Raw genomic sequence first — 25,704 nt, 5'->3', positions numbered from 1 at the left:
CACGACGGTAGGGCCGGACGTCCCCATCGGTCCAAGAGATGAACACGCTGATCTCCATAGGCATGGCCTATGCAACGGGTTTAACCTGCCTTTATGCACTTCCAGCAGCTCACTTATTTCGTGGCCGTCGCCGAGGCCCGGCACTTCACCCGGGCCGCCGAGGCGGTGCACGTCTCCCAGCCCTCGCTGTCCCAGCAGATCCGGGCCCTGGAGAACGAGCTGGGCGCGGAGCTGTTCAGCCGGGCCCGGGGCAACATCGCGCTGACCGACGCGGGCGAGACCCTGCTGCCGCTGGCCCGGCGCATCCTCGCGGACGCGGAGAGCGCGCGCCGCGAGGTGCAGGAGCTGGTGCGGCTGCGGCGCGGGCGCATCCGTCTCGGCGCCACCCCGAGCATCTGCACCGGCCTGCTGCCCGACGTGCTGCGGGCGTACCACGACCGGCACCCGGGGATCGAACTGCTGCTGGAGGAGGGCGGTTCGCACGACCTGGTACGCCAACTGGCGCGCGGGGCGCTCGACATCGCCCTGCTGGTACTCCCATTGCCCGCCGCCTCACCGGCGTTGACCACGGTGGAGCTGCTGCACGAGGACCTGGTCGTGGTGTCGGCGGCGGACGCGCCCGCACCGGGCCGGGGGAAGTCCGTGCGGATCGCCGACCTCCAGGGCGTACCGCTGGTGATGTTCCGCCACGGCTACGACCTGCGGGAGCTCACCGTGGCCGCCTGCCGGGCGGAGGGCTTCGAGCCCACCTTCACCGTGGAGGGCGGCGAGATGGACGCGGTGCTCGGCTTCGTACGGGCGGGTCTCGGCATGGCCGTGGTGCCGCGCATGGTCGCGGGCCGGGCAGGGCAGGGCCTGCGGATGACGCCGCTGGCCCCGCCCGGGCTGCGGCGGACCATCGCGCTGGCCCACCGCACCGACGTGGCACCGCCCCGCGCGGCCAGGGAGTTCCAGCGGATGCTGCTGGAGGCGGATCCGGGCAGCCTGCTCGGGGGGTCCGCCGGGCAGGGGTGAACGGGCCCCGAAAGCCGTCCGCCCCCGCTCACACCGCGTCGGCCAGCACCAGCGAATGGATGCGGTCCGGGGCGCCGGGACGGGCGTAGTACCACCCCTGGGCGGTGTCGCAGCCCAGCTCCCGCAGCTGCTCCGCCTGGGCCGCCGTCTCCACGCCCTCCACCGTGACCGCCAGTTCGAGGCTGTGCGCCAGGGTGACGATCCCCTCCACGATCTTCAGGTCGACGGGGTCCGCCGGGTGCCGCTGCATGCCCCGGGTGAAGGACCGGTCGAGCTTGAGCACGCTGACCGGGAGGCGGCGCAGGTTGGCGAGGTTGGAGTAGCCGGTGCCGAAGTCGTCGAGGGCGATGTCGACGCCCATCTCCGCGAGCTGGCGCAGCGGTTTGAGCAGTCCGTCGTCGGCGCCGATCAGGGCGGACTCGGTGAGCTCCAGGCAGAGCGCGCCGGGCTCCAGACCGGACCGTTCCAGCACGTCCACGGTCTCGGCGACGAGCCGGGGGTGGTGGAGCTGGGTCGGCGAGAGGTTGACGTTGATCCGCAGGGGGCCGCCGTCGCTGTGACGTTCCTGCCAGTGGTGGGCCTGGCGGACGGACTCTTCGAGCACCCAGCGGCCGAGCGGCACGATGAGGCCGGTGTGCTCGGCGAGCGGGATGAACTGGTCCGGTCCGAGGATGCCGTGCTGCGGATGCAGCCAGCGGACGAGGGCCTCCGCGCCGTGCACGCTGCCGTCGCCGAGGTGCACCAGCGGCTGGTACTCGATGAAGAACTCGCCCCGCTCCAGGGCCGCCGGGAGGGCGGTGGTGAGCCCGTGCCGGGTGATGGCCCGGGCGTCGGCCTCCTCGTCGGCGAGCTCGAAGCGGTTGCCGCCGGCCGATTTGGCGCGGTACATCGTGATGTCCGCGCTGCGCAGCACCTCGGCGGCGCTGCGGATGCCGGAGGGGCCTTCGACGACTCCGATGGAGCCGCGCACGGTCAGTTCCCGCCCCTCGATCCGGATGGGCGTGGACAGCACGTTCAGGATGCGGCAGGCGAGGTCGCCCACCTCCCGCGCGGTGTTCGGGCCGGTGGTCAGCGCCACGAACTCGTCGCCGCCGAGCCGGGCCACCATCTCGCCCTGCGCCGTCGCGCAGCTCTGCAGCCGGTCCGCGACCTCGACGAGCAGGCGGTCGCCCGCCGCGTGGCCGAGGCTGTCGTTGATCGCCTTGAAGCCGTCGAGATCGAGGTAGCAGAGCCCGAAGCGGGTGCCGCCCTTGGCCGCCACCGCCTTCTCCAGCCGCTCGAAGAAGAGCGTCCGGTTGGGCAGTCCGGTGAGCGCGTCATGGGTGGCCTCGTACCGCAGCCTCAGGTTCAGCAGCCTGCGCTCGGTGGTGTCCTCCATGAGCGCCAGCTGGTACTCGGGGTTCCCCTCCGAGTCGCGCAGCAGCGACACCGTGAGGTTGGTCCACAGGACCGTGCCGTCGTTGCGGTAGTAGGGCTTCTCGACGCGGTAGTGGTCGCGTTCGCCGCGGACGAGGTCGTGGTAGTACCGCCAGACGTGCGGGGTGTCCTCCGGGTGGGCCCAGTCGGTCAGCTTGCGGCTGCGGACATGGCTGTCGAGACCGCCGAACATCCGGGTGAGGGTGTCGTTGATCTCCAGCACGTTGCCGTCGAGGTCGGCGATGGCGATGCCGATGGCCGCTTCCGCGAAGACCGCCTGGAAGCGGGCCTGCGTCTCGTGCAGCACCTGCTCGGCGTGCGAACGCGCGGTCAGCGCGGAGCGGGCGATGGCCTCCTGCTCGCCCAGGGTCCGCTCGCGCAGCGCGTGGCTGTACCCCCCGGCCAGGGCGTGCTGGATGCGCGCGCTGCGGGCCCGGCTGTCCTCGGTCGAGAGCTCGGCGGGGCCGTTGCCGCCGCAGTAGAGCACCAGGTACGAGTCGATGACGCCGAGGGTGGCGCTCAGGGCGTCGGGGTCGGTGCAGTGGGCGGCGACGAGTGCGGTGCCGACCTGCTGGGCGGGTGCCGCGTCGAACGGGCGGGCGTGCAGGGTCTCGTTCAGCTCGCGTGCCAGGGGCAGCAGATGCTGTTCGAACTCGGGACGGGTCAGCGAGGTGGCCGTCGACGGGAAGATGGCCCGGCTCCAGATCGTGGCGAATCTCCGGAGCCGGTCCTCGGGGCCGTCCGGTTCCTCGTCCGGCGCTCCGGACTTCTGGGCGGGGATGCTCACGCCTTGCGCCCCACACCGGCGTAGCCCGAGAAGGCGAACGGGTCTTCCGGCTCACCGGCCGTGCCGGGGTCGGGCCGCCAGTCCGGCATCTGGACCAGCCCCGGGTCCACCAGCTCCCAGCCCTCGAAGAAGCGGCCCACCTCCTCGGGCGAGCGCATGATGAGCGGGTTGCGGATCTTGCTGTACACGCCCACGGCGCCGCCCGCCTCCTCACGGCTGAGCGGGATGCCCTCGTACGCGGCGTGGGTGACCACGAGCAGGCTGCCCGGGGCGAGCGCGTCACGCAGTTCGGCGACGGCGGCGTACGGGTCCTCGGAATCCTCGACGAAGTGGAGCACGGCCACCAGCAGGAGGGCCACCGGCCTTTCCAGGTCGAGCAGTTCGCCGATCTCCGGGTTCTTCAGGATCTCCCGCGGACGCCGCAGATCGGCGGCGACGACGGTGGTGCGGCTGTCCCCGTCGAGAACCGCACGGCTGTGCGCCACCGCGACCGGGTCGTGGTCGACGTAGGCGATGCGCGCGGTGGGGTCGGCGGCGTGGGCGACCTCGTGGACGTTGCCGAAGGTCGGTATGCCCGAGCCGATGTCCAGGAACTGGGTGACGCCCGAGGCCACCGCGTAACGCACCGCCCTGCGCATGAACGCGCGATTGGCCTGCATGATCTTGGGGAGGCCGGGCATGAACTCCATCGCCCTGCGGGCCGCTTCCCGGTCCACCTCGAAATTGTGCGAGCCGCCCAGATAGAAGTCGTACATGCGGGACACGCTCGGCACCGATATGTCTATGCCTTGCGGTGCCCAGGCGGGACGCTCCATCGATGTCTCCAACAAGTCGCCACGACGATCCGGCCATGTTCATGGTCAGTGTTGACCAGAGGCTACTGACCGACCGCCAAGAGAGCGAGAGGAAACGGAAATTAGCGGTCCGTTATTGGTCACACCCCGGTGACAGGTGTGACCACCGTACGTATCCGCAGGTGAACGCGGAGCGACCGGAGTTCCTGCCGGGCCGTCGAGGGTCGATCCGGAACTGGCCGACTCCTCAGCGGTGTTGAATCGGGCATCTCCGGAGTCTTCATATCACATATCGTACGGCACTCTTCCGCGGGCCTCACCGGGCCCCTCTCGCGGCATCACCGCCCTTTATCGAAAGGCGAGTTGTCGGCCCGCCATCGGAAACCGACCCCCCGGTAACCACACACCGGGGAACCCGCCCTCCGAGCGGCATTTCAGGCCACGCCGAATGAGCACCACGGGGCGGGAGGCGGGATCCCGCGGCAGGTTCCACCGCCCGCCGCGCCGAACGCGCCCCCCGGAAAAGGAAGTCGGCCCTCACTGTCCGTCAGGGACCGCTCACCGGAAACAGTCCGTGCGGTCCGAGTAGGGCGACCGCCCCTCGGCGCCTCTCCGCCGGAAGACACAGCACGCTTCCCCCCTTCCGTACATGAAAATCGGCGATTGTCCCACCATCAGGCGAATCACCCGAGTGCTTCGTGTGCATCCCCCCGAGGAGGACCATGATCCGGGGCGTGCACGGATCACGTATCGGACGGCTCACCGCGGCCACCGCCCTCCTCTGGCTGATGTCCGCGCCCGCCCCGGCGGTCGCGGACGCCTGCGCGGTCGCCGTCATCGGGCCGGACGGCGGTATCACCGCGGTCGCCGTGGCGGGAAGCGGCGTATGCACGCCTCCACCGACGCCTCCCCCGACGCCGCCACCCTCGCCGTCGCCGGAACCCACCCCGCCTCCGCCGTCCCCCACTCCCCCGCCCCCGACCCCGAAGCCCGAACCGTCCCCCACTCCGGAGCCCCCGCCGCCACCGCCGAAACCCCGGCCGCCGGCACCGCGCGCGCTCCCGCCGCCCACTCCCCGGGCGACGCCTCCGGCCCCCGCACCCGCGCCACCGCCCGCACCGGAGCCGAGTCCGTCGCCGACCCCCTCACCCACTCCGTCCGCGCACCCCACGGCCCATGTCGTCGCGCTGCCGGCCTATCGCAAGCCCCGGCGCCAAGTGCACGACAGTGGAACCTCGTTGGTGACGCTGACCCTGATGATCACGGCTCCCGCCGTGTTCGCCGTCGCCGTGCTCCGGCCTCGTTCGTCCCGCTGACCCGACGGAGGACACCTTGTCGGAATGGATCGCCCTCTCCATCGCGATGGCATCGGTCTGTGCCGTCGTACTCACCATCGCCGTCCTCAACAACCGCCGCGTCGGCGAGGACGACGACCCCTCCGAGACGCCCGACGTCATCGAGTACATGACGATGATGATCGGCGTGGTGTACGCGATCGTGCTCGGCCTCGCCATCGCGGGCGTCTGGGAGGGCCGCAGCTCCGCCCAGGAGTCCGTACGCCTGGAGGCCCAGGCGCTGCACGAGGTGCACGCGCGCTCGTCCGTCTATCCGGCGGAGGTCCGCAACCGCATCCGCGCCGACGTCGACACCTACGTCTCCTACGTGGTCGACGACGAATGGCGGTACATGGAGAAGCACGGCTCCCTCACGGATCATGGGACCCGGCTCCTCGACACCATCCGCGCGGACGTCACCGAGTACGTCCCGCGGAACGACCACGAGGGCCAGGCCTACCAGCCGCTCGTGGACCAGGTCGCGGCGGCCGACGACGCACGCAGCGCGCGCGGGCAGAACGCCGGCGCCACGATGCCGGGGGTGGTGTGGTTCGGTCTCATCATCGGCGCCCTGGTGACCGTCGGACTGATCTTCACACTCCAGATCCGCAGAACCTTCAGAGAGCTGCTCCTCGCGGGCCTCTTCAGCGTGCTGATCGCATTCCTCCTCTTCCTGATCTGGGACTTCGACGCCCCCTTCGGACGAGGTATCTCGGCGACCGCCGCTCCCTTCTTCGACCTCTTCCCGCACGCCGCGCGCTGAGGAGGACCCCGGACGGACGCGTCCCCCGCGCGGTGAGCCGCCCGGGGGACCGCGCTGCCCCATTCGCCTTACTCCGATCGCGGGTGATGTGGCGCGCTCCTAGCGTGTCGGACACCGAGACGTATTTCCTCGTGCTTCCCACCTCGCGGAAACCGGTTCCGCGGATACGCCTCGGTCCCCGGAGGCTCACATGCGCGCGATACGTGTCGCACCCCTCGCCCTGTCCGGCGCCACCGCCCTCCTCCTCGCGTCTCCCGCCGCCCACGCCTCACAGGACGGGGGGAGCACCCCGCCGTTCACCCCCACCGTCACGCCGTCGGTGATAGCGCCCGGCGGACAGGTCACGCTGGGCAGCGGCGGGTGCTCGGGCGGGACGACCGTCACCTCGGGAGTCTTCGACACCGCCGTCATCCCCAGCGGAACCACCACGGCCGTCGCCACGGTGGACGGAGATGCCCAGCAGGGTGCCATCTACGCGGTGACCTTCAAATGCGGCTCCAGCGGCGATGCCAAGAACGCCAGCCTCACCATCACTGGCGGAGCGGGCACGGGCACGAGCACCACCACGAGCACGGGTACGGGCTCGTCCACCGCCCCCGCCGCCGTCACGCCGGTGATCGGCACCGCCACGGCCGTCGCGACGGCGAACTCCACGTCGCTCCCCGCACCCGCGGGCGTCCAGGGCGGTCTCGGCGGAAGCATCGAATCGCTCGACGGCGAGGAGCTCGCCCTGGGTGCGGCCCTCGTCCTGACCGCCGCCGCCGGCACCGTCTTCTTCGTACGCCGTCGCGGCACCGCCGGCCGGCACTGACCGGTGACGGCCGGCCGGGGCACACGCGCGAACGTCGGTCGCCCCGGGTCCCTGGTCCGGGACTCGGGGCGACGGGCGTATCGGGCCGGGTGGCAGGGACGGCTCCAGGGTCTGATCCGAGCGGGAGGCCCTACACGGCCGCATTGCTCGTCCGACGACGGCGGACGATGAAGACGGCGCCGCCGACGGCCGCGGCCGCCACCAGCCCACCGCCGATCCGCGTCTCCGTGGAGCCCGGCCCCATGGAGCCGCCGAGGCCGCCCTGGGCCCCCCGGCCGTCGAGCACGGTGAACCGCGCCGTCGCCACGGCGCCGTTGCCGTTGCCGTTGCCGAAGTCGTTGACGTCGTCGTCGCCGAAGCCGTTGTTGTTGCTGTTGTTGCTGTTGTTGTTGCAGCGCACCGACAGGTTGTAGTGCCCGGGGGTGGTGTCGTAGCGGATGCGCGCGGTGGCGTAGCCGGTGCGGCCCGCCGAGAGCTCCACCGTCGGGAACGCGTTCGACCACACCCGGCCGCCGCGGTTGCAGCCCTGAGCGCTGATCTGCAGCGTGGCACCCTGGTGGACCGCACGCGGGTTGACGGTGACGTTCACCGGGACGGACGGGGACGGGCCGCCGCCGGCGGCGGCCAGCGAGGGGGCGAGTCCGACCGCCGCGAATGCCGTCGCGGTGACCGCGAGAGCGCGTGTGACACGCATCGTGTGAACCTCCAGCGGGACGCGCCCCGGAAGCCTCTCCTCCGGGATCGGTCGAACGCGTCCCATGACGAACCCTCACCAGAACCTCCTGCGGGTCGCATGTCGGCACCGCCGTCCCCGGTACGGCGACACGCCGAGCGGTGCGCGGCGCGAACTGACGGAGTCGCAGGTCACGGACCGTCAGAACTTTTATCCGGCCATTACTCCGACAGGCAGGGCGGCTGACCTGCGGCGAATCCGGCGCCACCCGTTCGCGCCGCTCCGATCGCCGTCGTGCCCCCGCGCCCTTAGCGTGCCGAGCGTGGCGACGAAAGGGAGAACCATGGGCCGGGACAACTGGAAGGTCCAGCGGACCAGACACACTCCCTGGGGTGCCGTCGCCCTGGTCATGCTCACCGGGATCGCGCTGATGAGGAACGGCGTCGACGTGCCGGCCGGGCCGCCGCAGCCGGTGGCCGCCGCCCGGATCGACAGCTCCCAGGACACCGGGAGCGTCCCCCCGGCGGCGGAGCCGGTGCAGGTGCTGCCGTACGCCCCCGCCGCCCGCGTCTCGATCGCGGCCATCAAGGTGGACGCCCCGATCGTGGACGTGGGCCTCGATCAGGACGGCTGGATCGCCGCGCCCTCCCCGCAGGACACCAACCTGGCGGGCTGGTACCAGAACGGCATCTCCCCCGGTCAGCGGGGAACATCGGTGATCGTCGGCCACGTGGACAACATGTCGGGGCCCGCCGTCTTCTACGGGCTCGGCGCCCTCACGAAGGGCGAGCACGTGGAGGTGACCCGCTACGACGGCCGGGTCGCGGTCTTCGAGATCTACGGCGTGGAGGTCTTCTCCAAGGCCGACTTCCCCGGCCCCCGGGTCTACGGCGACACCGGCTACGCCGAGCTGCGCGTCATCACCTGCGGCGGCGGTTACACGAAGGCCGGCGGGTACGACGGAAACGTGGTCGTCTTCGCCCGCCTGGTGGAGACCCGCTGAGCCGTCTTCGCCCGCCCGTACCGCAGGTGTCCGGGGCCTCCCGCCGGACCGGCCGGACCCGCTGCGCGAGCCGCGCCGCCCCCGTACGCGGCCGGCGCGCACGCCGCACGCGCCGTGCGCCCGCTCCCTGCGGAGAGGCCCCGGTGTTTCAGGTGCGGTACGGCACCGTGAGCCGGTAGCCCTGGTCGATCAGGCGGGGCAGGTACTGGGGAAGCGCCTCGACGGTCTGCGAGCGGTTGCCGCCGGCGTCGTGGGAGAGGACGACCACGCCCGGGGCCGCGCCGTCCAGCACCCGGCCGATGATCGCGTCGGTGCCGGGCGTCTCCCAGTCCAGCGTGTCGACCGTCCATGCCATCGGTTCCATGTCCAGCTCGGCGCCGATCTCGAAGACGTTGCGGTTCCACGCCCCGTAGGGCGCCCGGAACCACAGCGGCGCGTCCCCGGCCGTCCGCCGGATCACCTCGCTGGTCCGCTCGATCTCGTCCCTCGCCTCCGCCCGGGTCAGACCGGTCATCAGGGGATGCGTCCAGGAATGGTTGCCGATCACGTGTCCGTCCTCGGCGATGGCCCGCACCAGATCCTGGTTGTCGTCGGCCATCTCGCCGCAGAGGAAGAACATGGCGTGCACCTGGTGCCTGCGCAGGGTGGCCAGGATCTGCGGGGTGTAGACGGGGTCGGGGCCGTCGTCGAAGGTGAGCACCATCGCGTGCCCGAGGTCCGGCAGCTCCTCGAAGGGCCGGGTGCGTACGGGCGGCAGCGCGGGGCGGCGGCGGGGTGCGGTCTCGGCGGCCGGGCCGACCATGGGCTGGAGCCGGTAGGCGGAGGGCCGGCGGGGCGCCGCGGCCGGCGGGCCTGCGGCGGGAGGGCCCGCGGCCACCGGGGTCCGCGGGGCGGCGGCCGGTCCGGTGGGGGTGCCGGCCGGTTCCGCCGCGATGAGGCGAACGGCGGCCGCCGCGCCGAACCCGGCGGCGATTCTCAGCAGCGTTCGACGCCCCGGCTGCTTCTTTTCGTATTTCATGACTAACTGCTCGCACGAAGATCCTTTCACCGGACTTTGCGACACGAGGGCCGGGCGAGGTCCACCCGATGGAAGGGCCGCGCCTGTGCCGACCGGTCCAACACCGCACGTGGGACCCCGTTCGGCGCCGCGCGCGGGAGCGGCTAGCCTTCCAGCCGTGACCGAGCAACAGCGACACCAGTTCGAACGAGGCACCGACGGTCCCAAGGTGATCGTCGCGGGCATCGACGGCTCCGAGTCCTCCATGAGGGCGGCGGCCTACGCCGCCGGGCTCGCGCGCAGACAACACGCCGTGCTGGCGCTGGTCTACGTCCAGCCCTTGAACGTCACCGGGGCGGCGCTCGGGGCGCCGGTCTCGGGAACCACCGGGGACGTGGCGGAGGGGCTGATCAACGAGATCCGCAGCTCCTCGGAGCGGATGAAGGACACCTGGGACGTGCGCTGGGAGTTCCACACCTTCCCCGGTGACCCGTACAACGGGCTCGTCACCGCCGCGGACGAGCTGAAGGCGGACGCCGTCGTGGTCGGCGCCTCCGAGTCGGCCGGGCACCGGATCATCGGCTCGGTGGCGGTGCGGCTGGTGAAGGCGGGCCGCTGGCCGGTGACGGTGGTGCCGTAACCCCCGTGGTGCCGTAACCCCGAGGCCCGTCGGGGCCCGCTGCCGGGGGGGCCGGCGACCGTTCACCGCACCGTGCGACCGCTCGTCGCACGCTCCGGCCCGCAGCCTGGCCCTTGGCCCGTCGGATGCGTTCGTATACGCCAGGCGGCGACGAGGCCGCCTGCGACCTGCGGGAAGGGACGTTCCACGATGTCCACGACGACCACCGACGAGCGGGCCATCGCGGAGCTGCTGCGGGAACACGGCCCCGCGCTCCTGCACTTCCTCCAGCAACTGACCTACGGCGACAGCCAGGGGGCCGAGGATCTGGTCCAGGAGACGCTGGTGCGCGCGTGGCAGCACCCCGAGGCCTTCGCCGCACCGTACGAGTCCATGCGGCCGTGGCTCTTCACCGTCGCCCGGCGCCTGGCCATCGACGCGCGGCGGTCCCGGCAGGCGCGCCCCGCCGAGGTGAGCGACTCCGTGCTGGAGTGCGCGTCCGCCCCGCTGGACACCGCCGACTCCGCGGTCCGCTCCCTCGACGTGCGCGCGGCGGTACGCGGTCTGAGCCCCGAACACCGTGCCGTGCTGGAGGAGATCTACTTCCGCGGGCTCAGCGTCGGGGAGACGGCCGAGGTGCTCGGCATTCCGCCGGGCACGGTCAAGTCACGCTCCTACTACGCCCTCCGGCTGCTCCAGCGCGGTCTGCCCGGCTACTCCGAAAGGTCCCGCGCGGCCGGCCGGACGAGGCATGCGAAAGCCTGCACCACCTCCGTGTAGGCGGATGCCGTGGCCCCAGCGGGCCCCGGTTCAGGAACCGTGCACACCGGCGCGGTACTTGGGGAACCGCAGGGTGATCTTCATGCCCGCGCCGACGCCGGTCTCGATGACGAGCCCGTAGTCGTCGCCGTACACCTGGCGCAGCCGCTCGTCGACGTTGAGCAGGCCGATGCCGGTCGAGGCGCCGCCCTCGCCGCGCAGGATCTGCCGCAGGCGTTCGGGGTCCATGCCGGTGCCGTCGTCCTCGATGACGACCTCGGCCTCGGAGCCCGCGTCCAGGGCGGAGATGGTGATCCGGCTGCGGGTGACGGCCCCTTCGAGCCCGTGCTTGACCGCGTTCTCGACGAGCGGCTGGAGGCAGAGGAAGGGCAGGGCGACGGGCAGCACCTCGGGCGCCACTTGCAGGGTGACCGCGAGCCGCTCACCGAAACGTGCCCGCACCAGCGCCAAGTACTGGTCGATGGAGTGGAGTTCGTCGGCGAGCGTGGTGAAGTCGCCGTGGCGGCGGAATGAGTAGCGGGTGAAGTCGGCGAACTCCAGGAGGAGTTCGCGGGCCTGCTCGGGGTCGGTGCGGACGAACGACGCGATGGCGGCCAGTGAGTTGAAGATGAAGTGCGGGGAGATCTGGGCGCGCAGCGCCTTGATCTCGGCCTCGATCAACTGGGTCCGGGAGCGGTCGAGTTCGGCGAGTTCCAGCTGTACGCAGACCCAGCGGGCCACCTCGCCCGTCGCGCGTGCCAGGACCGCCGACTCGCGTGGCGCGTGGGCGACGAGCGCTCCGAGGACCCGGTTGTCGACGGTGAGCGGTACGGCGACCGCCCAGCGCAGCGGGCAGTCGAGGTCCTCGCAGTCGGTGGCGAAGGCGGTGTCGCGGCCGTTCTCCAGCAGGTTCCTGACCTGTTCCATGACGTCGGGGCCGTGGTGGTGTCCCGCGCCGTCCCAGACGAGCACCCGCTCCCGGTCGGTGAGGCAGAGCGCGTCGGTACCCAGCAGGGAGCGCAGCCGGCGGGCGGAGCGGCGGGCGCTGTCCTCGGTCAGGCCGGCCCGCAGTGGGGGTGCGGCCAGCGACGCGGTGTGCAGGGTCTCGAAGGTCGCGTGCTCGACAGGGGTCCCGACGTCGCTGGGCCGTACGGGGCGGGCGGTGCGGCGGCCGAGCAGGAAGGCCGCTCCGGCCGGCAGGGCGGCCGCCACGGCGAGGACCGCGATCTGTGCCCCGGTCATCGGTCCCTCCCCGAGGTCAGGGCTTCCGGCAGGTGGAAGCGGGTCATCACCGCGTTGGTGCCCGGGGGGACGCGCCCCGGGGTGGCGAGCGAGACGAGGACCATCGCGAGGAAGCCGACCGGCACCGACCACACGGCGGGCCAGGCCAGCAGCGCGTGGGGCCAGCCCGGCGGCCGTACGGCCCCGCTCACCGTGATCGCGACGGCGAGGAGCGCCGAGCCGCCGCCGAGCAGGAGTCCGGCGATGGCTCCGGGCGGGGTGAGGCGGCGCCACCAGATGCCGAGCACCAGCAGGGGGCAGAAGGACGAGGCGGAGACGGCGAAGGCCATGGCCACCGCGTCGGCCACCGGCACCCTGCTGACCAGCAGCGACCCGGCCAGCGGCACGGCGATGGCGAGGACGGTCGCGGGCCGGAAGTAGCGCACGCCGCGCTGCGGCAGGACGTCCTGGGTGATGACCCCGGCCACGGCGACGGTCAGACCGGAGGCGGTGGAGAGGAACGCGGCGAAGGCTCCCCCGGCGATCAGCGCGCCCAGCAGGTCGCCGCCGAGCCCTCCGATGACCCGCGCGGGCAGCAGCAGGACGGCGGCGTCGGCGTCACCGCCGTGCCGCAGTTCGGGGGCGTACAGGCGCCCCAGCGCTCCGTAGACGGGCGGCAGCAGGTAGAAGACGCCGACGAGGGCGAGCACGGCCACGGTGGTGCGGCGCGCGTCGCGGCCGTTGGGGCTGGTGTAGAAGCGGACGACGACGTGCGGGAGCCCCATGGTGCCGAGGAAGGTGGCGACGATCAGCCCGTACGTGGCGTAGAGCGGGTGGTCGGCGCGGAAGACGGCGTGCTGTCCGCCGAAGGTGACGGCCGGGCGGCCGTCCCCCTGCCAGGCGAGTACGAGGAAGAGTGCGGGGACCAGGAGCGCGGTCAGCTTCAGCCAGTACTGGAAGACCTGGACGAAGGTGATCGACCGCATCCCGCCCGCCGCGACCGCGACCACCACGACCGAGGCGACGAGGACGTCCCCGAGCCAGCCGGGTGCGCCGGTGAGGATCTGGAGCGTGAGCCCGGCCCCCTGGAGCTGGGGCACGAGGTAGAGCCAGCCCGCGCCGACGACGAAGACGCTGACCAGGCGGCGTACCTGGCGCGATTCGAGGCGTCCTTCGGCGAAGTCGGGCAGGGTGTACGCCCCCGAGCGGCGGAGCGGGGCCGCGACGAAGAAGAGGAGCACCAGATATCCGGCCGTGTAGCCGACCGGGTACCAGAGCATGTCGGGGCCGTGCACGAGCACCAGTCCGGCGATGCCGAGGAAGGAGGCGGCGGAGAGGTATTCGCCGCTGATCGCCGCCGCGTTGAGGCGGGGGCGGACGGTGCGGGAGGCGACGTAGAAGTCGGAGGTGGTGCGGGATATCCGCAGGCCGAACCCGCCGACGAGCACCGTGGCGAGGACGACGAGGGCGACCGCGGCCCACGACGCCGCGTGGTCGGGCGCGTTCACCGCTCAAGGCGCCCTTCGCAGGGGTGGGCGCAGGGGCCGACGGGGTTCCTCACAGGGCGGGGCGGCCTTCCACGAGCCGGGCGAAGTCACGCTCGTTGCGTTCGGCCCGGCGTACGTACCACCAGGCGAGGAGGGTGATCGGCAGGTAGGCGGCGAAGCCGAGGACGGCCCAGACGACCGCGCCGCTGCGCAGGGTGGTGAAGACGAGCGGGAGGGTGCCGGCGACGAGCGCGAGGGCGGCGAAGGCGGTGAGCCCGGCCCGGAGCTGGCTGCGCATCAGTGAGCGTACGTACGCTCCGCCGAGGGCGGTCTGCTCGTCGATCTCGGACTGGGTGCGGTGGCGCGGCAGCGGACGCACCCGCCGGGGTACTCCGGTGACGACCTCGCGCCGGGGCGTGGGCTCTGCGGACATGGGCTGGAAGTTTAGGGCGCGCGGGGGCCGGCTGGGAAGGGGCCTGGTCAGCGGCTTCCCTGGCGCATCAGCAGATCGCGCAGGGCTCGGCTGTGGCGGCGGCTCACGGCGAGTTCCGCACCGCCGATGCGGACGCTCATGCTGCCCGCTTCCAGGCGGAGTTCGTCGATGCGGGCGAGGGCGACGAGGTGGCGGCGGTGGATGCGGACGAAGCCCCGGGAGCGCCAGCGTTCCTCCAGCGTGGTGAGCGGAATCCGTACGAGGTGGCTTCCGGTGTCGGTGTGCAGGCGGGCGTAGTCGCCCTGGGCCTCGGCGTACGCGATGTCCTCGACGGGCACGAACCGGATCACTCCGCCGAGTTCGACCTGTACCGGGTCGCATCCGGTGTCGTGCGCGGGCGCGGTGCGCTCCCCCATCTGTCCGGCGACGCGGCGGACGGCCTCGGCGAGGCGTTCGCGGCGCACGGGCTTGAGCACGTAGTCGACGGCCTTGAGGTCGGAGGCGTGGCCGGCGAAGCCCTCGTGGGCGGTGACGAAGACGATGAGCGGCGGCGCGGCGAACCCGGCCAGCAGCTGGGCGATGTCGAGCCCGGTGAGGCCGGCCATGTGGATGTCCAGGAAGACGACGTCGATCGCACCGGGGTCGTCGGGTCCCGCGTCGACCGCGGCGCCGATGCGGCGCAGCGCCTCGGTGGCACCGGTGGCGCCTTCGGCGCTGCGGATGCGGGGGTCGGCACGCAGGAGGTAGAGGAGTTCCTCCAGGGCCGGTTCTTCGTCGTCGACGGCGAGTACGCGCAGCATGAGGCCGGAGTGTAGGCGGTGCCCGGCGGCCTCTGCGTGACCTGTTCATTTCAGGAAGCGTGACGTCCTGCGGTCGGCGAGCGGCTTCCCGCCGGTCTGGCAGGTGGGGCAGTACTGGAGGGCGGAATCACTGAAGGACACCTCCAGGACGGTGTCCCCGCAGACCGGGCAGGGCTCCCCCGCACGCCCGTGGACCCGCATGCCGCTGCGCTTCTCGGACTTGAGCTCGCCGGCGGCGACCCCGCTGGAGCGGGCGACCGCGTCCTCCAGGGTGGTGCGCAGCGCGGTGTGGAGGCGGCTGATGTCGTCGTCGTCGAGGTCGGCGGTGCGCTTGAACGGGGACATCTTCGCGGCGTGCAGGATCTCGTCGCTGTAGGCGTTGCCGATGCCCGCGATCAGCGACTGGTCGCGGAGCGCGCCCTTGATCTGGCGGCGCTCCCCGTCGAGGAGGGCGGCGAGGGCGTCCCGGTCGAAGTCCGCGGCGAGCGGGTCGGGGCCGAGCCGGGCGATGCCGGGTACGTCCATCGGGTCGTGGACGAGGTACACGGCGAGCCGCTTCTTGCTGCCCATCTCGGTCAGGTCGAATCCGTCGCCTCCGGTGAGGACGGTACGGAGGGCGAGCGGCCCCTTGCCGGGTCCGGGCGGTTTGGCGGGGAAGGAGTCCCGCCACCGGAGCCAGCCGGCCCGGGCCAGATGGGTGACGAGGTGGAGCGGTCCGGCACCGATGTCGAGGAACTTGCCGTACCGGTCCACGGAGGTGACGGTGGCACCCTCCAGCGCGGCGGGTGGCGGATCGTACGTCTTGAGCACATTGACGGAGAGCGGGAGGACACCGGCGATCTCCCTGCCGACCAGGTGGTCGCCGAGGAAGACCCGCAGGGCTTCGACTTCCGGCAGCTCGGGCATGTATCCAGCCTGCCGCAGTCCCCGTACGGTCGGCCACCGCTGGCCCCGGGCCGTGCTGTGCGCCGACGGCCCGGCGCCCGTGCCCGGGGGCGTTTCAGCCGAGCCGGTACACGCGGGTCGCCGTCCCGGCGAAGACGGCGGCGCGCTCGTCCTCGGAGAGGTCCGCGGTCAGGGTGCGCGCGGCCTCCAGGACCTCCGCGTACGGGGCGGCGAGCCGGCACACCGGCCAGTCCGAGCCGAACATCAGCCGGTGCGGTCCGAAGGCGTCGAGCAGGACGTCGGTGAAGGGGCGCAGATCGTCCGTGGTCCAGTGGTGCGGGTCGGCTTCGGTGACGAGGCCGGAGAGCTTGCAGACCGTGTTCGGCAGTGCGGCCAGCGCGCGCAGGTCGTCGGCCCAGGGCTGGAGGTGCCCTTGGGCGACGGGGGGCTTCCCGGCGTGGTCGAGTACGAAGGTGAGCCCGGGCAGCAGTGCGGCGGCGGCCGTGGCGGCGGGCAGCTGGTGGGGGCGGACGATCAGGTCGTACGCGAGTCCTGCGTCGGCGACGGCGGCCAGGCCGCGCAGCACGTCGGGGCGGAGCAGCCAGCGCGGGTCGCTCTCGCCCTGGACCTGGTGGCGGATGCCGGTGAGCAGGTCGCCGCCGGGCAGCTCCCGCAGTGCGGCGAGGGTGCCGGCGACGTCCGGGGCGGTGAGGTCGGTCCAGCCGACGACTCCGGCGACGAGGTCGCTGCCGTGGGCGAGGGCGAGGAACTCGGGCGTCTCCTCGGCGACGGTGACGGTCTGGACGAGGACGGTGGCGCCCACGCCCGCCGCCCGGGCCTCGGGTTCCAGGTCGGCGAGGGTGAAGTCGCGGCGGATGGGGGCGAGTTCCTCGCCGGTGATCCACTCCTGGTCGCGTACGGAGAGGTCCCAGACGTGGTGGTGGGCGTCGACGGTCGTGGCGGGCGCGGCCATGTCAGCGCTCCTCGGGGGCGCGGGACCCGGTGGGCGCGCCGGGGGCCGGGAGGAGCCCCTCGGCCCGCAGGTCGTCCCAGAGTGCCGACGGCAGCGGGGTGCGCAGCAGGGCCGCGGCGTCGCGCACCTCGTCGGGCGAGCGGGTGCCGACCAGCACGCTGGCGACGGCGGGGTGGGCGAGGGAGTGGTGCAGGGCGGCGGCGCGCAGCGGGACGCCGTGCGCCTCGGTGACGGCCTTCATGCGCAGGGCGCGTTCGAGCAGTGCGGCGGGGGCGGCCGCGTAGTCGTAGGGGGCGCCGGGGCGCGGGTCCGCGAGGAGGCCCGAGTTGAACACCCCGCCGACGACGACGCTGCGCCCCCGGGCCTCGGCCTCGGGGAGGAGTTCGTCCAGCGCGCTGCCGTCGAGCAGGGTGTGCCGGCCGGCGCAGAGCACGACGTCGACGTCGGTGTCCCGCAGGAAGCGGGTGAGCATGGCGGTCTGGTTCATTCCGGCGCCGATCGCGCCGACGACGCCCTCGTCGCGCAGCCGTTCCAGAGCGGGGTACGCCTCACCGAAGGCGGCTTCCGCGTGGTCGTCGGGGTCGTGCAGATAGGCCACGTCGATACGGTCGAGGCCGAGGCGCCCCAGGCTGTCCTCGACGGACCTGCGTACCCCGTCCGCGCTGAAGTCCCAGCGCCGCCGGTGCGTCACCGGAACGGCGAACCCGTCGTCGAGGCCGTCCGGCACCGGGGTCCCGGCGGGCAGCGGGTCGAGGATCCGCCCGACCTTGGTGGAGAGGGTGTACGAGGCGCGGGGCCGGGACCGCAGTGCGGCGCCGAGCCGTCGCTCGGAGAGGCCGAGTCCGTAGTGCGGGGCGGTGTCGAAGTGCCGGACGCCCTCGTCCCACGCGGCGTCCACCGCGAGGGCCGCCTGTTCGGGGTCGACGGCGCTGAAGAGATTGCCGATGGCCGCTGCCCCGAAGGACAGTTCGGTGACCTCCACGGCGGTACGTCCGAGTGTGCTGCGCCGCATGGCCTGCCGCCCTCACTGAATGATCGCTTTCCGTACAGGGCGATAATTCATCGGATCACTGGGGCAAGTCAACCGGACAGACGCTGCTCATTTCCTCCCTTCGCCGGGAATCAGTCCGATCACTCCACCAGATTGAGGCGCCGCAGGGGCGCCCCGGCGAGCTCCTGGAGCGCGGCGAGCTCGTCCGTCATCGCCGCTCCGAGCAGGTCGAGGTCGGGCAGTGCCCGGCCGTCGGCGACCAGGCCGACCTGCACCCGCCCGCCGTACGTCGAGAGCGCCACGGCGAGGGACTGCCCGCGGGCCAGCGGGGCCATCGGGTAGAGGGAGCGCAGCGGGCAGCCGCCCAGCGAGAGTTCGGCGCGCGGCAGCGGAACGCTGGTGACCAGGAGGTCGAAGAGCATCCGGGCCGCGTTCCCGGCGAGGGGGGCTCCGAAGCGGTGGGCGAGCGGCGGCAGCCGGTCGGCCAGTACGGCGACGGCTCCCGCACCCTTCAGCGGACCGGCCGCCTTGTTGCGCTCCATCGCGATGCGTACGGCTCTCAGCCGGCGGCGGGCGTCCGGCTCGGAGACCGGGAGGCCGAGGAGATAGGCGGAGAGCCGGTTGCCGTTCTGGGCGGCTCCGCCGGGGCGCCTGCGCGAAACGGGCACCAGAGCCCGGGGATCACTGCCCGGCAATTCCTCGCCGCGCCCGGTCATCCACCGCCTCAGCGCCCCGGCGACGACGGCGAGCAGCACGTCGTTGGCCGTACCGCCTTCGGCCCTGCGGACGCGCTGCACGGCCTCGGCGTCCAGGTCTGCGGTGACGAGCCGCCGGGTGCCGCTGGAACCTGCCGCCAGGGCGCCGCCGGGCGCCAGCCGGCTCGCGCGCACCACGGAGGCCCCGACGCCCAGCGCCCGTCCGACCTCTTCGAGCCGGCCGAGCGCGAGACCGGCGACCTCCCGGGGGCCGGGCATCCAGGAGCGCGGCGGTACGGGGGTGCGCCGTACGGCCGTCGCGCGGCGGGAGGCGACGGCCGCGATCTCGTCGAAGATGCCCGCGCCGATCGCGACGGCGCGCATGCCGTCGGCCAGCGCGTGGTGCAGCTTCACCAGCACGGCGAACGGACCGTCGCCGGAGCCGCTCTCCAGCAGGTACATCTCCCAGGGCGGCAGCCCCCGGGCGATCGGACGTTCCATCAGGTCGCCCGCGAGCGAGGTCGCCGCCGCCATGAAGTCCCCCGGCGGCAGGGCGGCGCGGTGCACATGGCGGCGGACGTCGAAGTCCTTGTCGGTGGACCAGGCCGCACCGCCGAGGGGCAGCAGGACGTCCCGTACCCGCATCCGGAGCCGGGGGACGGCGGCCGCGCGCTCCCGGAGCAGTTCCAGCACGTCCTGCTGGGGGCCGCCCGGCACCGGGGAGAAGACGGCGAGCGCACCCAGGTGCATCGGGTGGGCCTCGGACTCCAGGTGCCAGAAGGCCAGATCGAGAGGAGCGAGCAGTTCGGTACCCATGGGGGACCTCATGTCATCGGGGGGGAAGCGGACCGCCGTGCGCCCCCAGTCAAACCACGGCGGCCAGTTACGGTCAAGAACGGACATGTTACGTTCCGCTACCGTCAAGTAGTGCTGAAGTCCGTTCAGGGGTCGGCAAAGTCCGGCCCGTGTTCGGGTAAGGCCTGGGGCGAGGGACGCCGGACGAGGGACGGGGCGAGGGGGCTCAGGAACGCGGGGGCGGACCGAACCGTCCGGTGCCGCCGGGCCGGTCGGGGAGCTCGTGGGGCTCGCGGCGGCCGGGCCGCCCCGGCCGGTCGAACCGTTCGGGGATGAGGAACTCGCCCCAGACGCACTTGCCGCCGCCCCGCGACTCCACCCCCCAGACGTCGGCGAGCCGGTCGACGAGCATCAGCCCGCGCCCGGAGACTCCGGCGTCCCCGGCATCGCGGCGGCGCGGCAGCGCGCTGGAGCGGTCCTCCACGTCCACCCGCAGCCGGCGCTCGCCTCCGGCGAGGATCCGGATGGTGACGATCGCGCCGCCGTCCGTATGCATCAGGGCGTTGGTGATCAGCTCGTCGGCGGCGAGTTCGATCTCGTCCGCGCGTTCCCTGGCGCCCCAGGCGCGGACCGCCGCCCTGATCATGTGGCGGGCGGAACTCAGTGCCTCCGGGTCGTTCTGGGCGACGTGCTGCCGGAGCCGCCCGCCGGGCTGTGGTGTGGGCGCCGCGTCCCGGCGCAGCAGGAGGACCGCCACGTCGTCCTCGCCGCCGTGCTCGTCGACCGAATCGCAGAGCTGGTCGGCCAGCCGCCGGATGTCCTGCGGGCCGCCCCGCACCATGTCGGTCAGCAGCCGCATTCCGGCGTCGAAGTCCGTGTCGGGCAGCTCCACCAGTCCGTCGGTGTAGAACACCAGCGTCTGCCCGGGGTCGAGTTCGACCGTGCTCACCGGATAGTCCAGGCGGCCGAACTCGGCCGAGAGCCCGAGCGGCAGGCCGCCTTCGACGAACAGCTTCCGGCAACTCCCGTCGGGGTTGCGGACCAGCGGTTCCATGTGCCCGGCCCGGACCATCTGCATCACCCCGGTGGTCAGGTCGACCTCCGCGTAGTTACAGGTCGCGAAGCGGTCGGTGTCCAGCTCGTGCAAGAAGACGGAGGCGCGGGCCATGACCGTGGCGGGGCTGTGCCCCTCGGCCGCGTAGGCGCGCAGCACGATCCGGAGCTGTCCCATCACGGCCGCGGCGTGGGTGTCGTGGCCCTGCACGTCCCCGATGACGGCGCCGACCCGGCCGCCGGGGAGCGGGATCACGTCGTACCAGTCCCCGCCGATGTCGCGCCCCATCCGGGCGGAGCGGTACCGGACGGCGACCTGCGCGCCCGGCACCTCCGGGATGCGGCGCGGCAGCATCGCCTGCTGGAGCCCCTCGGCGAGGTCGTGCTCCTGCTCGTAGAGCATCGCGCGCTGGAGGCTCTGCGCGATCGAACTGCCGAGGGAGACCAGCAGGTTGCGCTCGTCGGCGGCGAAGCCCACCCGGTCGTTGTACAGCAGGCCGAGCGCGCCGATCGGGCGGGCCTGGGCGATCAGCGGCAGATAGGCGGCGGAGGTGATCCCGAGATGACCGACCTGCTCCCAGAGCTCGGGGTACGAGGTGGCGAAGTCGTCGGAGGTCTCGATGAACCGGGGGTCCAGCGTCCGCAGCACCTCGCTCATCGGGTAGCGCTCGTCCACCCGCGTGTAGCGGGTGCCCGGCACGAACGACCCCTCGGGCCCGTCCGCCACCAGGTGGATGCGCCCGGCCTCCAGCAGCCCCATGACGAGGCTGGTCGCCCCCAGGTGGGCCAGGCCCCGGGAGTTCTTGAGCACGTCGATGACGTCCTGCACCGTCCGTGCGCTGGCGAGCGCGGCCGACGTGGCCTGCACCAGGCTGGTCCGCCGGCGCCGCTCCTCGTCGAGTTCCTGACGCGCGGCGGAGTCCGCCAGCTCCTGGGAGGCGTCCCGGACGATGCCCAGGATGCGGCGGGGCCGGCCCTCGGCGTCCCGGCGGATGAACCCCTGCGTGTGGGTCCAGCGCAGCGAGCCGTCGCGGAGCCGGCAGCGGAAGTAGGCGCCGTAGCTCTCCCGTCCCGTTGTCAGCGCCTGCCTGACCATGGCGTCGAGCCGGGCACCCTCTTCCTCGGGCACCCGCGGGGAGAGGGAGGTCGGCTGGTCGTCGTACTCCTCGGCCCGCAGATCGAACACGTCCAGTGCGGGCTGGTCCATGTGCATGAGGCCGCTGTCCAGATCCCAGTCGAAGCTGCCCATACGGTTCAGGGCGAGGCTGAGGTCCGGGTGGGCGGGCCAGTCTTCCGGGAATGACAGGGCACCCGCTACCCGATCATCCATGTCGGCCACTCTGCCACCCTTTGTCCGATTCTTCGAGCGGTTCGCGAGACGGGCGGGCCCCGGTAACGCGATGCGGCCTCGGCCGGTCACGCCGTGGACGTCTCCTGTTCCGCGTCCGCCTGACCGGGGTCATCGGGGTCACCGCCGGGATCCTGGAAACCCGGGTCCGCGTTCCCGGTGAAGTCGGGCAGGCCATCGGCGAACGGGCCGCCCGTGAAGTCCGGCAGGTCCACGTACGGGTCACCGGTGAAGTCCGGCAGATCCATGTACGGGTCACCGGTGAAGTCCGGCAGGTCCGCGTACGGATCCCCCGTGAAGTCCGGCAGGCCGTCGGCGGGCGCATCGCCCGAGTCCGGGGAGCCGGGGGCGGGGGCGCCGTCCGGGCCGGTGGCGGCGGCGTCGGAATCCGCCGCGCTGCCGGGCTGTTGCGCTCCGTCCTGAGCGTCGGGCGAGAAGGGGAAGAAGCTGTCGCCCGGACCGGCCGCCGGCGGGACGGAGGGGTTCTTGTCCTCGGCGCCCTCGCCGACCGGCCGCTCGATCCACGCCCCCTCGACGAGGTCCGCGATGACCAGGCTCTCCAGCACCTCCGAGCTGGGGGCGACGTCCAGCACCCGCTCCGGGGCGTACCCGGCCCAGCGCTCGCCCCGGTCGGCGATCCGTCCCGTGAGGGGCATCGCGGGCGCGAGCGGGTTGCCGGAGGCGCAGCGCACCCGGGGCAGCCCCCGGCTGTCGACCATCACGGCGGTGCCCGCCTGGAGCACGGTCTGGAAGCTGGTGGGGGCGCCCGAGGCGAAGCCGTGGTCGGTGACCCGTACGTCGGCCCGCAGCACCACCGGGGTCAGCGCGCGCAGGTATCCCGGAATCTGCACCGCCTCGATGCCCGCCACCCCCGCGAAGGCCCGGGCCCGGGCGGAGTCCTCGGTCAGCAGATCGGCCTGCGCGCCCACGTCGCAGCTGGGCGTGTTCCGGACACCTCCGTACAGCCCCGCCGCGTCGCCCGTGACGGTGTGGACGGCCGGAGCGGCGGCGGGGGCACCGCCCGCCGGAAGCGGCCGCGCGTCCTCGGCCCCGGGGACCGCTCCGGCCGTGGACCGGGTGAAGGGCGCCGGCCCCCGGGCGGCGGCCGACTGGAGCACCACCTCGTGGCCGACGGTCGTCGCGGCGGGCCGCGCGGCGCCGGGCGCACCGGTACATCCGGCCGCGGAAAGGGCTGCCACGGAGACCACGGCGGACAGGGCATACGGAAGTTGTCGGGACGAGCGCACGGTGCTCTCCTGCCAGTACGTACGGGGGTGGTGGGTCCCCTCATGTCTGACGCACCTCGATACCGGTCGCAAGCCGGGATACGGCCGCCCGGCGCAGTCTTGAACGCGTTCAATAGAGGTACTAGGCTCAAGGCCGGATCACCGAGCCGCGCCCGCGGCACCTCGGCCGGGCGCCGAACAGAGGGAAGCCCGACGTGCACACCTTCACCTACCCGGAGACCGGCGCCACCCGTCGGCGCCCGCTGCCGCGCGGGTACGACCACCTGCACCACCGCGCCCCGGTGGGCCGGGGCCGCGCCTCGTTCGAGGCGGCCGGCGCGGCAGTGACCGAGTGGCGCATGCACCGCGCCACAGGGTTCCTCGTCGCGGCTTCCGCCGACCGCGCGGAGGTGGGCGCGGCCGTCGAAGTGACCCTTCGCTTGGGTCCGTTGCACGTCAAGGCTCCCTGCCAAGTGGTGTGGACCGAGTACACCGGCGAGCGCATCGGCTTCGCGTACGGAACGCTCGTCGGGCATCCGGAGCGGGGCGAGGAGTCCTTCGTCGTGGAGCTGGCGGACGACGGCACCGTCTGGTTCGACGTCACCGCGTTCTCCCGGCCCGCTCTCTGGTACACCCGCCTGGCCGGGCCGCTCGTCCGGGTGCTCCAGCGGAGCTACGCCCGGTACCTGGGGCGGACACTGCGCCGCATCGCCGCCACCTGAGCCCGCGCCGGGGCGGCGGGTCGGGGCGCGGGTCGCCACGCTCGCCGCGTCGGTCACGCGGCGCCGGGCCGGGCTGACCGATACTGACGCCGGTGGACTGGTTCACCGCGGACGGCTACGGGCTGAGCAGGCTGATCTTCCAGCGGGCTCTCGCCGCCGTCTATCTCACCGCGTTCCTCACCGCCGCCCTCCAGTTCCGCGCGCTGATCGGCGAGCGGGGCATACTGCCGGTGCCCGAACTGCTGCGGCGCACCCGCTGGACCACCGCTCCCGGGCTCTTCCGGCTCCACTACTCGGACCGCTTCTTCGCCGCCGTCGCGTGGTCCGGCTGCGCGGTCTCCGTCGCGCTCCTGGCCGGGCTGGACGGCCTGTTGCCACTGTGGGGTGCCCTTCTCCTGTGGGCGCTGCCCTGGGCGCTGTACCTCTCGATCGTGCAGGTCGGGCAGGTCTGGTACGGCTTCGGCTGGGAGTCGCTGCTGCTGGAGACCGGCTTCCTGGCGATCTTCCTCGGCAACGAGAGGACGGCGCCGCCGGTTCTCGTGCTCTGGCTGATGCGCTGGCTGCTGTTCCGGGTGGAGTTCGGGGCCGGTCTCATCAAGATGCGCGGGGACGAGTGCTGGCGCCGGCTGACCTGCCTGGACTTCCACCATGAGACGCAGCCGATGCCGGGCCCGCTCAGCTGGTTCTTCCACCACCTGCCGGCCCCGGTGCACCGGGTGGAGGTGGCCGCCAATCACGTCACCCAACTCCTGGTCCCCTTCCTGCTCTTCACCCCTCAGCCGGTGGCGGGCGTGGCGGCGGCCGTCATGGTCGTCACCCAGCTGTGGCTGATCCTCTCCGGCAACTTCGCCTGGCTGAACTGGCTCACGGTCACCCTCGCGCTCCCGGCGATCGACTGGTCCGCGCTCGCGGGCTCTTCCCGGCGCCAGCCCGCCGCCCCGCTCTGGTACGAGATCACGGTCTGCGCGGTCACCGTCCTTCTGCTGGTGCTCGGTTACCGTCCGGCCCGCAATCTGCTCTCCCGTCACCAGGTGATGAACCGCTCCTACGACCCGCTCCATCTGGTCAACACCTACGGCGCGTTCGGCAGCATCAGCAGGGTTCGGCTCGAAGTCGTCATCGAGGGAACCGACGACACGGTGATCCACCCGGGCACCCGCTGGCGGGAGTACGGGTTCCGGGGCAAGCCGGGGGATCCGGGGCGTCTCCCCCGCCAGTTCGCCCCGTACCATCTGCGGCTCGACTGGATGATGTGGTTCGCCGCGCTCTCCCCCGCGTACGCCCGTTCCTGGTTCGGTCCGCTCACCGAGCGGCTGCTGCGCGGGGACCGTGACACCCTGCGGCTGCTGGGCCACAACCCCTTCCCGGAAGGGCCGCCCGCCCAGGTGCGGGCGTCGGTGTACCGGTACCACTTCACCGACGCCGCCGAGCTGCGGAGCACCGGGCGGTGGTGGCACCGCACCTACGTACGGGAGTTCATGCGCCCGGCGCGCCGACCGCTGCCGCTCCGGCCGCCGGAGGGTTCCGGGTGACCGGAGCGAGGGGGCGGCCCCGCGCCGCCCGCTCCGGACGTGCGAGAGCCCCGGTCCCGCCCGTCGGGGCGGGGACCGGGGCTCTCGTGCACGACGGGAGACCGGGGGTCAGTCGATGCCGGGCAGGATGTGCGGTTCGGCGAGGTCGTCCTCGTATCCGGCCAGCCGGATCGGGGCCGACCTGGCCCAGACCTCGATGTTCCGGAGCTTCTCGGGCCTGCGGGCCCGATCGCCGGTTCGTTCGGCCGGTCGCTTCTCGTCTGTCGTCAGTTCAGGTGTCACCGCGCACTCCTTCGCGTCGCGTAACCCCCGGCAGTGGGGTACCGCGGCTTCTCCACCGCGGACCGCCGCACACAGGGGCATGGGCATGGGCATTCGGTCGCGGTGGCGCCGGTACAGGGCGGGACGACGGCCTGGTTGCAGGCCTGTCCCGGGACGATCGAGGAAGCTTCGTGGATCCCTCGGTGCCGTCCGTTCGCCCCAGCGTAACCAAATGAGCGGCATCCCGCTCGACAGAACGTGTGCCTTGGGTCACTTTCGGCCAAATGAAGCCGCTCAGCGGGGTCGCGGCAG

The 25,704-nt window shown here is 72.7% G+C and carries 23 protein-coding genes; 8 read left to right on the top strand and 15 right to left on the bottom strand.

From position 1 onward, the window contains the following. Positions 1-93: 93 nt before the first annotated feature. Positions 94-1,014, top strand: a complete 921-nt coding sequence (locus ACWCWD_RS01575; RefSeq protein WP_450769340.1) for a LysR family transcriptional regulator — start codon at positions 94-96, stop codon at positions 1,012-1,014. A gap of 28 nt (positions 1,015-1,042) precedes the next feature. Here ACWCWD_RS01575 and ACWCWD_RS01570 read toward each other — a convergent pair whose 3' ends face one another. Next, a complete protein-coding gene (locus ACWCWD_RS01570; protein WP_450769338.1) occupies positions 1,043-3,217 on the bottom strand; it encodes a putative bifunctional diguanylate cyclase/phosphodiesterase in 2,175 nt (724 codons plus the stop codon). Beyond that, complete coding sequence (locus ACWCWD_RS01565; protein ID WP_450769337.1) at positions 3,214-4,032, bottom strand: SAM-dependent methyltransferase; 819 nt, start codon at positions 4,030-4,032, stop codon at positions 3,214-3,216. Before ACWCWD_RS01565 ends, ACWCWD_RS01570 begins: the two co-directional genes overlap by 4 nt. A 1,311-nt stretch (positions 4,033-5,343) precedes the next feature. Between ACWCWD_RS01565 and ACWCWD_RS01560 the strand changes: the two genes are divergently transcribed. Beyond that, positions 5,344-6,108, top strand: a complete 765-nt coding sequence (locus tag ACWCWD_RS01560) for a bestrophin-like domain (RefSeq protein ID WP_450769335.1) — start codon at positions 5,344-5,346, stop codon at positions 6,106-6,108. A gap of 190 nt (positions 6,109-6,298) precedes the next feature. Beyond that, positions 6,299-6,919, top strand: coding sequence for a hypothetical protein (locus tag ACWCWD_RS01555; RefSeq protein ID WP_450769334.1), 621 nt, complete (start codon positions 6,299-6,301; stop codon positions 6,917-6,919). A gap of 130 nt (positions 6,920-7,049) precedes the next feature. Here the strand turns inward: ACWCWD_RS01555 and ACWCWD_RS01550 are convergent, their stop codons facing one another. Next, the gene (locus ACWCWD_RS01550; protein ID WP_450769332.1) at positions 7,050-7,613 is read right to left on the bottom strand and encodes a hypothetical protein; all 564 of its coding nucleotides are present in this window, start codon (positions 7,611-7,613) and stop codon (positions 7,050-7,052) included. A 322-nt stretch (positions 7,614-7,935) separates the two neighbouring features. On the opposite strand from ACWCWD_RS01550, the gene ACWCWD_RS01545 reads away from it, so the two are divergent. After that, complete coding sequence (locus ACWCWD_RS01545) at positions 7,936-8,595, top strand: class F sortase (protein ID WP_450769668.1); 660 nt, start codon at positions 7,936-7,938, stop codon at positions 8,593-8,595. A gap of 148 nt (positions 8,596-8,743) precedes the next feature. Here ACWCWD_RS01545 and ACWCWD_RS01540 read toward each other — a convergent pair whose 3' ends face one another. Beyond that, positions 8,744-9,613, bottom strand: coding sequence for a polysaccharide deacetylase family protein (locus ACWCWD_RS01540; RefSeq protein WP_450769330.1), 870 nt, complete (start codon positions 9,611-9,613; stop codon positions 8,744-8,746). A 157-nt stretch (positions 9,614-9,770) separates the two neighbouring features. On the opposite strand from ACWCWD_RS01540, the gene ACWCWD_RS01535 reads away from it, so the two are divergent. Next, positions 9,771-10,232, top strand: coding sequence for a universal stress protein (locus ACWCWD_RS01535; RefSeq protein ID WP_450769328.1), 462 nt, complete (start codon positions 9,771-9,773; stop codon positions 10,230-10,232). 189 nt (positions 10,233-10,421) lie between these two features. Continuing rightward, a complete protein-coding gene (locus tag ACWCWD_RS01530; protein ID WP_450769326.1) occupies positions 10,422-10,991 on the top strand; it encodes a sigma-70 family RNA polymerase sigma factor in 570 nt (189 codons plus the stop codon). A 30-nt stretch (positions 10,992-11,021) separates the two neighbouring features. Here the strand turns inward: ACWCWD_RS01530 and ACWCWD_RS01525 are convergent, their stop codons facing one another. From ACWCWD_RS01525 to ACWCWD_RS01480, 10 genes are all read right to left on the bottom strand, one after another. Then, entirely contained in the window at positions 11,022-12,212 is a 1,191-nt protein-coding gene (locus ACWCWD_RS01525) for a sensor histidine kinase (protein WP_450769324.1), read from the bottom strand. Beyond that, complete coding sequence (locus tag ACWCWD_RS01520; RefSeq protein WP_450769322.1) at positions 12,209-13,699, bottom strand: sodium/solute symporter; 1,491 nt, start codon at positions 13,697-13,699, stop codon at positions 12,209-12,211. The genes ACWCWD_RS01525 and ACWCWD_RS01520 overlap by 4 nt, the downstream gene beginning before the upstream one ends. A gap of 49 nt (positions 13,700-13,748) precedes the next feature. After that, complete coding sequence (locus ACWCWD_RS01515) at positions 13,749-14,111, bottom strand: hypothetical protein (RefSeq protein ID WP_450769321.1); 363 nt, start codon at positions 14,109-14,111, stop codon at positions 13,749-13,751. A gap of 47 nt (positions 14,112-14,158) precedes the next feature. Beyond that, positions 14,159-14,911, bottom strand: a complete 753-nt coding sequence (locus ACWCWD_RS01510; protein WP_450769319.1) for a LytR/AlgR family response regulator transcription factor — start codon at positions 14,909-14,911, stop codon at positions 14,159-14,161. A 45-nt stretch (positions 14,912-14,956) separates the two neighbouring features. Beyond that, positions 14,957-15,817, bottom strand: coding sequence for an Fpg/Nei family DNA glycosylase (locus tag ACWCWD_RS01505; RefSeq protein WP_450769317.1), 861 nt, complete (start codon positions 15,815-15,817; stop codon positions 14,957-14,959). A gap of 94 nt (positions 15,818-15,911) precedes the next feature. After that, positions 15,912-16,769, bottom strand: a complete 858-nt coding sequence (locus ACWCWD_RS01500) for an amidohydrolase family protein (RefSeq protein WP_450769315.1) — start codon at positions 16,767-16,769, stop codon at positions 15,912-15,914. A 1-nt stretch (position 16,770) separates the two neighbouring features. Further along, positions 16,771-17,781 carry an aldo/keto reductase gene (locus ACWCWD_RS01495; RefSeq protein WP_450769314.1) on the bottom strand — a complete coding sequence of 337 codons (1,011 nt, stop codon included), beginning with the start codon at positions 17,779-17,781 and terminating at the stop codon, positions 16,771-16,773. Between the two features lie 119 nt (positions 17,782-17,900). Then, entirely contained in the window at positions 17,901-19,271 is a 1,371-nt protein-coding gene (locus ACWCWD_RS01490) for a wax ester/triacylglycerol synthase family O-acyltransferase (protein ID WP_450769312.1), read from the bottom strand. A gap of 205 nt (positions 19,272-19,476) precedes the next feature. Beyond that, on the bottom strand, positions 19,477-21,633 hold the full coding sequence (locus tag ACWCWD_RS01485) for a SpoIIE family protein phosphatase (protein ID WP_450769310.1): 2,157 nt from the start codon (positions 21,631-21,633) through the stop codon (positions 19,477-19,479). 86 nt (positions 21,634-21,719) lie between these two features. Continuing rightward, complete coding sequence (locus tag ACWCWD_RS01480; protein ID WP_450769308.1) at positions 21,720-22,850, bottom strand: DUF6777 domain-containing protein; 1,131 nt, start codon at positions 22,848-22,850, stop codon at positions 21,720-21,722. Positions 22,851-23,092: 242 nt separating this feature from the next. Here ACWCWD_RS01480 and ACWCWD_RS01475 point away from each other — a divergent pair, with 242 nt between their 5' ends. Next, a complete protein-coding gene (locus ACWCWD_RS01475) occupies positions 23,093-23,599 on the top strand; it encodes a DUF1990 family protein (protein WP_450769307.1) in 507 nt (168 codons plus the stop codon). Positions 23,600-23,691: 92 nt separating this feature from the next. After that, positions 23,692-25,131 (top strand): lipase maturation factor family protein, encoded by a 1,440-nt coding sequence (locus tag ACWCWD_RS01470; protein ID WP_450769306.1) that lies wholly within the window; start codon positions 23,692-23,694, stop codon positions 25,129-25,131. Positions 25,132-25,239: 108 nt separating this feature from the next. Here the strand turns inward: ACWCWD_RS01470 and ACWCWD_RS01465 are convergent, their stop codons facing one another. Continuing rightward, positions 25,240-25,413 carry a hypothetical protein gene (locus ACWCWD_RS01465; protein WP_390961156.1) on the bottom strand — a complete coding sequence of 58 codons (174 nt, stop codon included), beginning with the start codon at positions 25,411-25,413 and terminating at the stop codon, positions 25,240-25,242. Between the last annotated feature and the right edge of the window lie 291 nt (positions 25,414-25,704).

This window comes from Streptomyces sp. NPDC001493 (assembly GCF_053597235.1).
This window is presented reverse-complemented; position numbering and strand designations above follow the sequence as displayed.

Coding starts and splice junctions, on each gene's coding strand:
- ACWCWD_RS01575 (WP_450769340.1), top strand. CDS start 94: ATGCACTTCCAGCAGCTCACTTATTTCGTGGCCGTCGCCGAGGCCCGG.
- ACWCWD_RS01565 (WP_450769337.1), bottom strand. CDS start 4,032: ATGGAGCGTCCCGCCTGGGCACCGCAAGGCATAGACATATCGGTGCCG.
- ACWCWD_RS01555 (WP_450769334.1), top strand. CDS start 6,299: ATGCGCGCGATACGTGTCGCACCCCTCGCCCTGTCCGGCGCCACCGCC.
- ACWCWD_RS01550 (WP_450769332.1), bottom strand. CDS start 7,613: ATGCGTGTCACACGCGCTCTCGCGGTCACCGCGACGGCATTCGCGGCG.
- ACWCWD_RS01545 (WP_450769668.1), top strand. CDS start 7,936: ATGGGCCGGGACAACTGGAAGGTCCAGCGGACCAGACACACTCCCTGG.
- ACWCWD_RS01540 (WP_450769330.1), bottom strand. CDS start 9,613: ATGAAATACGAAAAGAAGCAGCCGGGGCGTCGAACGCTGCTGAGAATC.
- ACWCWD_RS01530 (WP_450769326.1), top strand. CDS start 10,422: ATGTCCACGACGACCACCGACGAGCGGGCCATCGCGGAGCTGCTGCGG.
- ACWCWD_RS01525 (WP_450769324.1), bottom strand. CDS start 12,212: ATGACCGGGGCACAGATCGCGGTCCTCGCCGTGGCGGCCGCCCTGCCG.
- ACWCWD_RS01515 (WP_450769321.1), bottom strand. CDS start 14,111: ATGTCCGCAGAGCCCACGCCCCGGCGCGAGGTCGTCACCGGAGTACCC.
- ACWCWD_RS01510 (WP_450769319.1), bottom strand. CDS start 14,911: ATGCTGCGCGTACTCGCCGTCGACGACGAAGAACCGGCCCTGGAGGAA.
- ACWCWD_RS01505 (WP_450769317.1), bottom strand. CDS start 15,817: ATGCCCGAGCTGCCGGAAGTCGAAGCCCTGCGGGTCTTCCTCGGCGAC.
- ACWCWD_RS01500 (WP_450769315.1), bottom strand. CDS start 16,769: ATGGCCGCGCCCGCCACGACCGTCGACGCCCACCACCACGTCTGGGAC.
- ACWCWD_RS01495 (WP_450769314.1), bottom strand. CDS start 17,781: ATGCGGCGCAGCACACTCGGACGTACCGCCGTGGAGGTCACCGAACTG.
- ACWCWD_RS01490 (WP_450769312.1), bottom strand. CDS start 19,271: ATGGGTACCGAACTGCTCGCTCCTCTCGATCTGGCCTTCTGGCACCTG.
- ACWCWD_RS01485 (WP_450769310.1), bottom strand. CDS start 21,633: ATGGATGATCGGGTAGCGGGTGCCCTGTCATTCCCGGAAGACTGGCCC.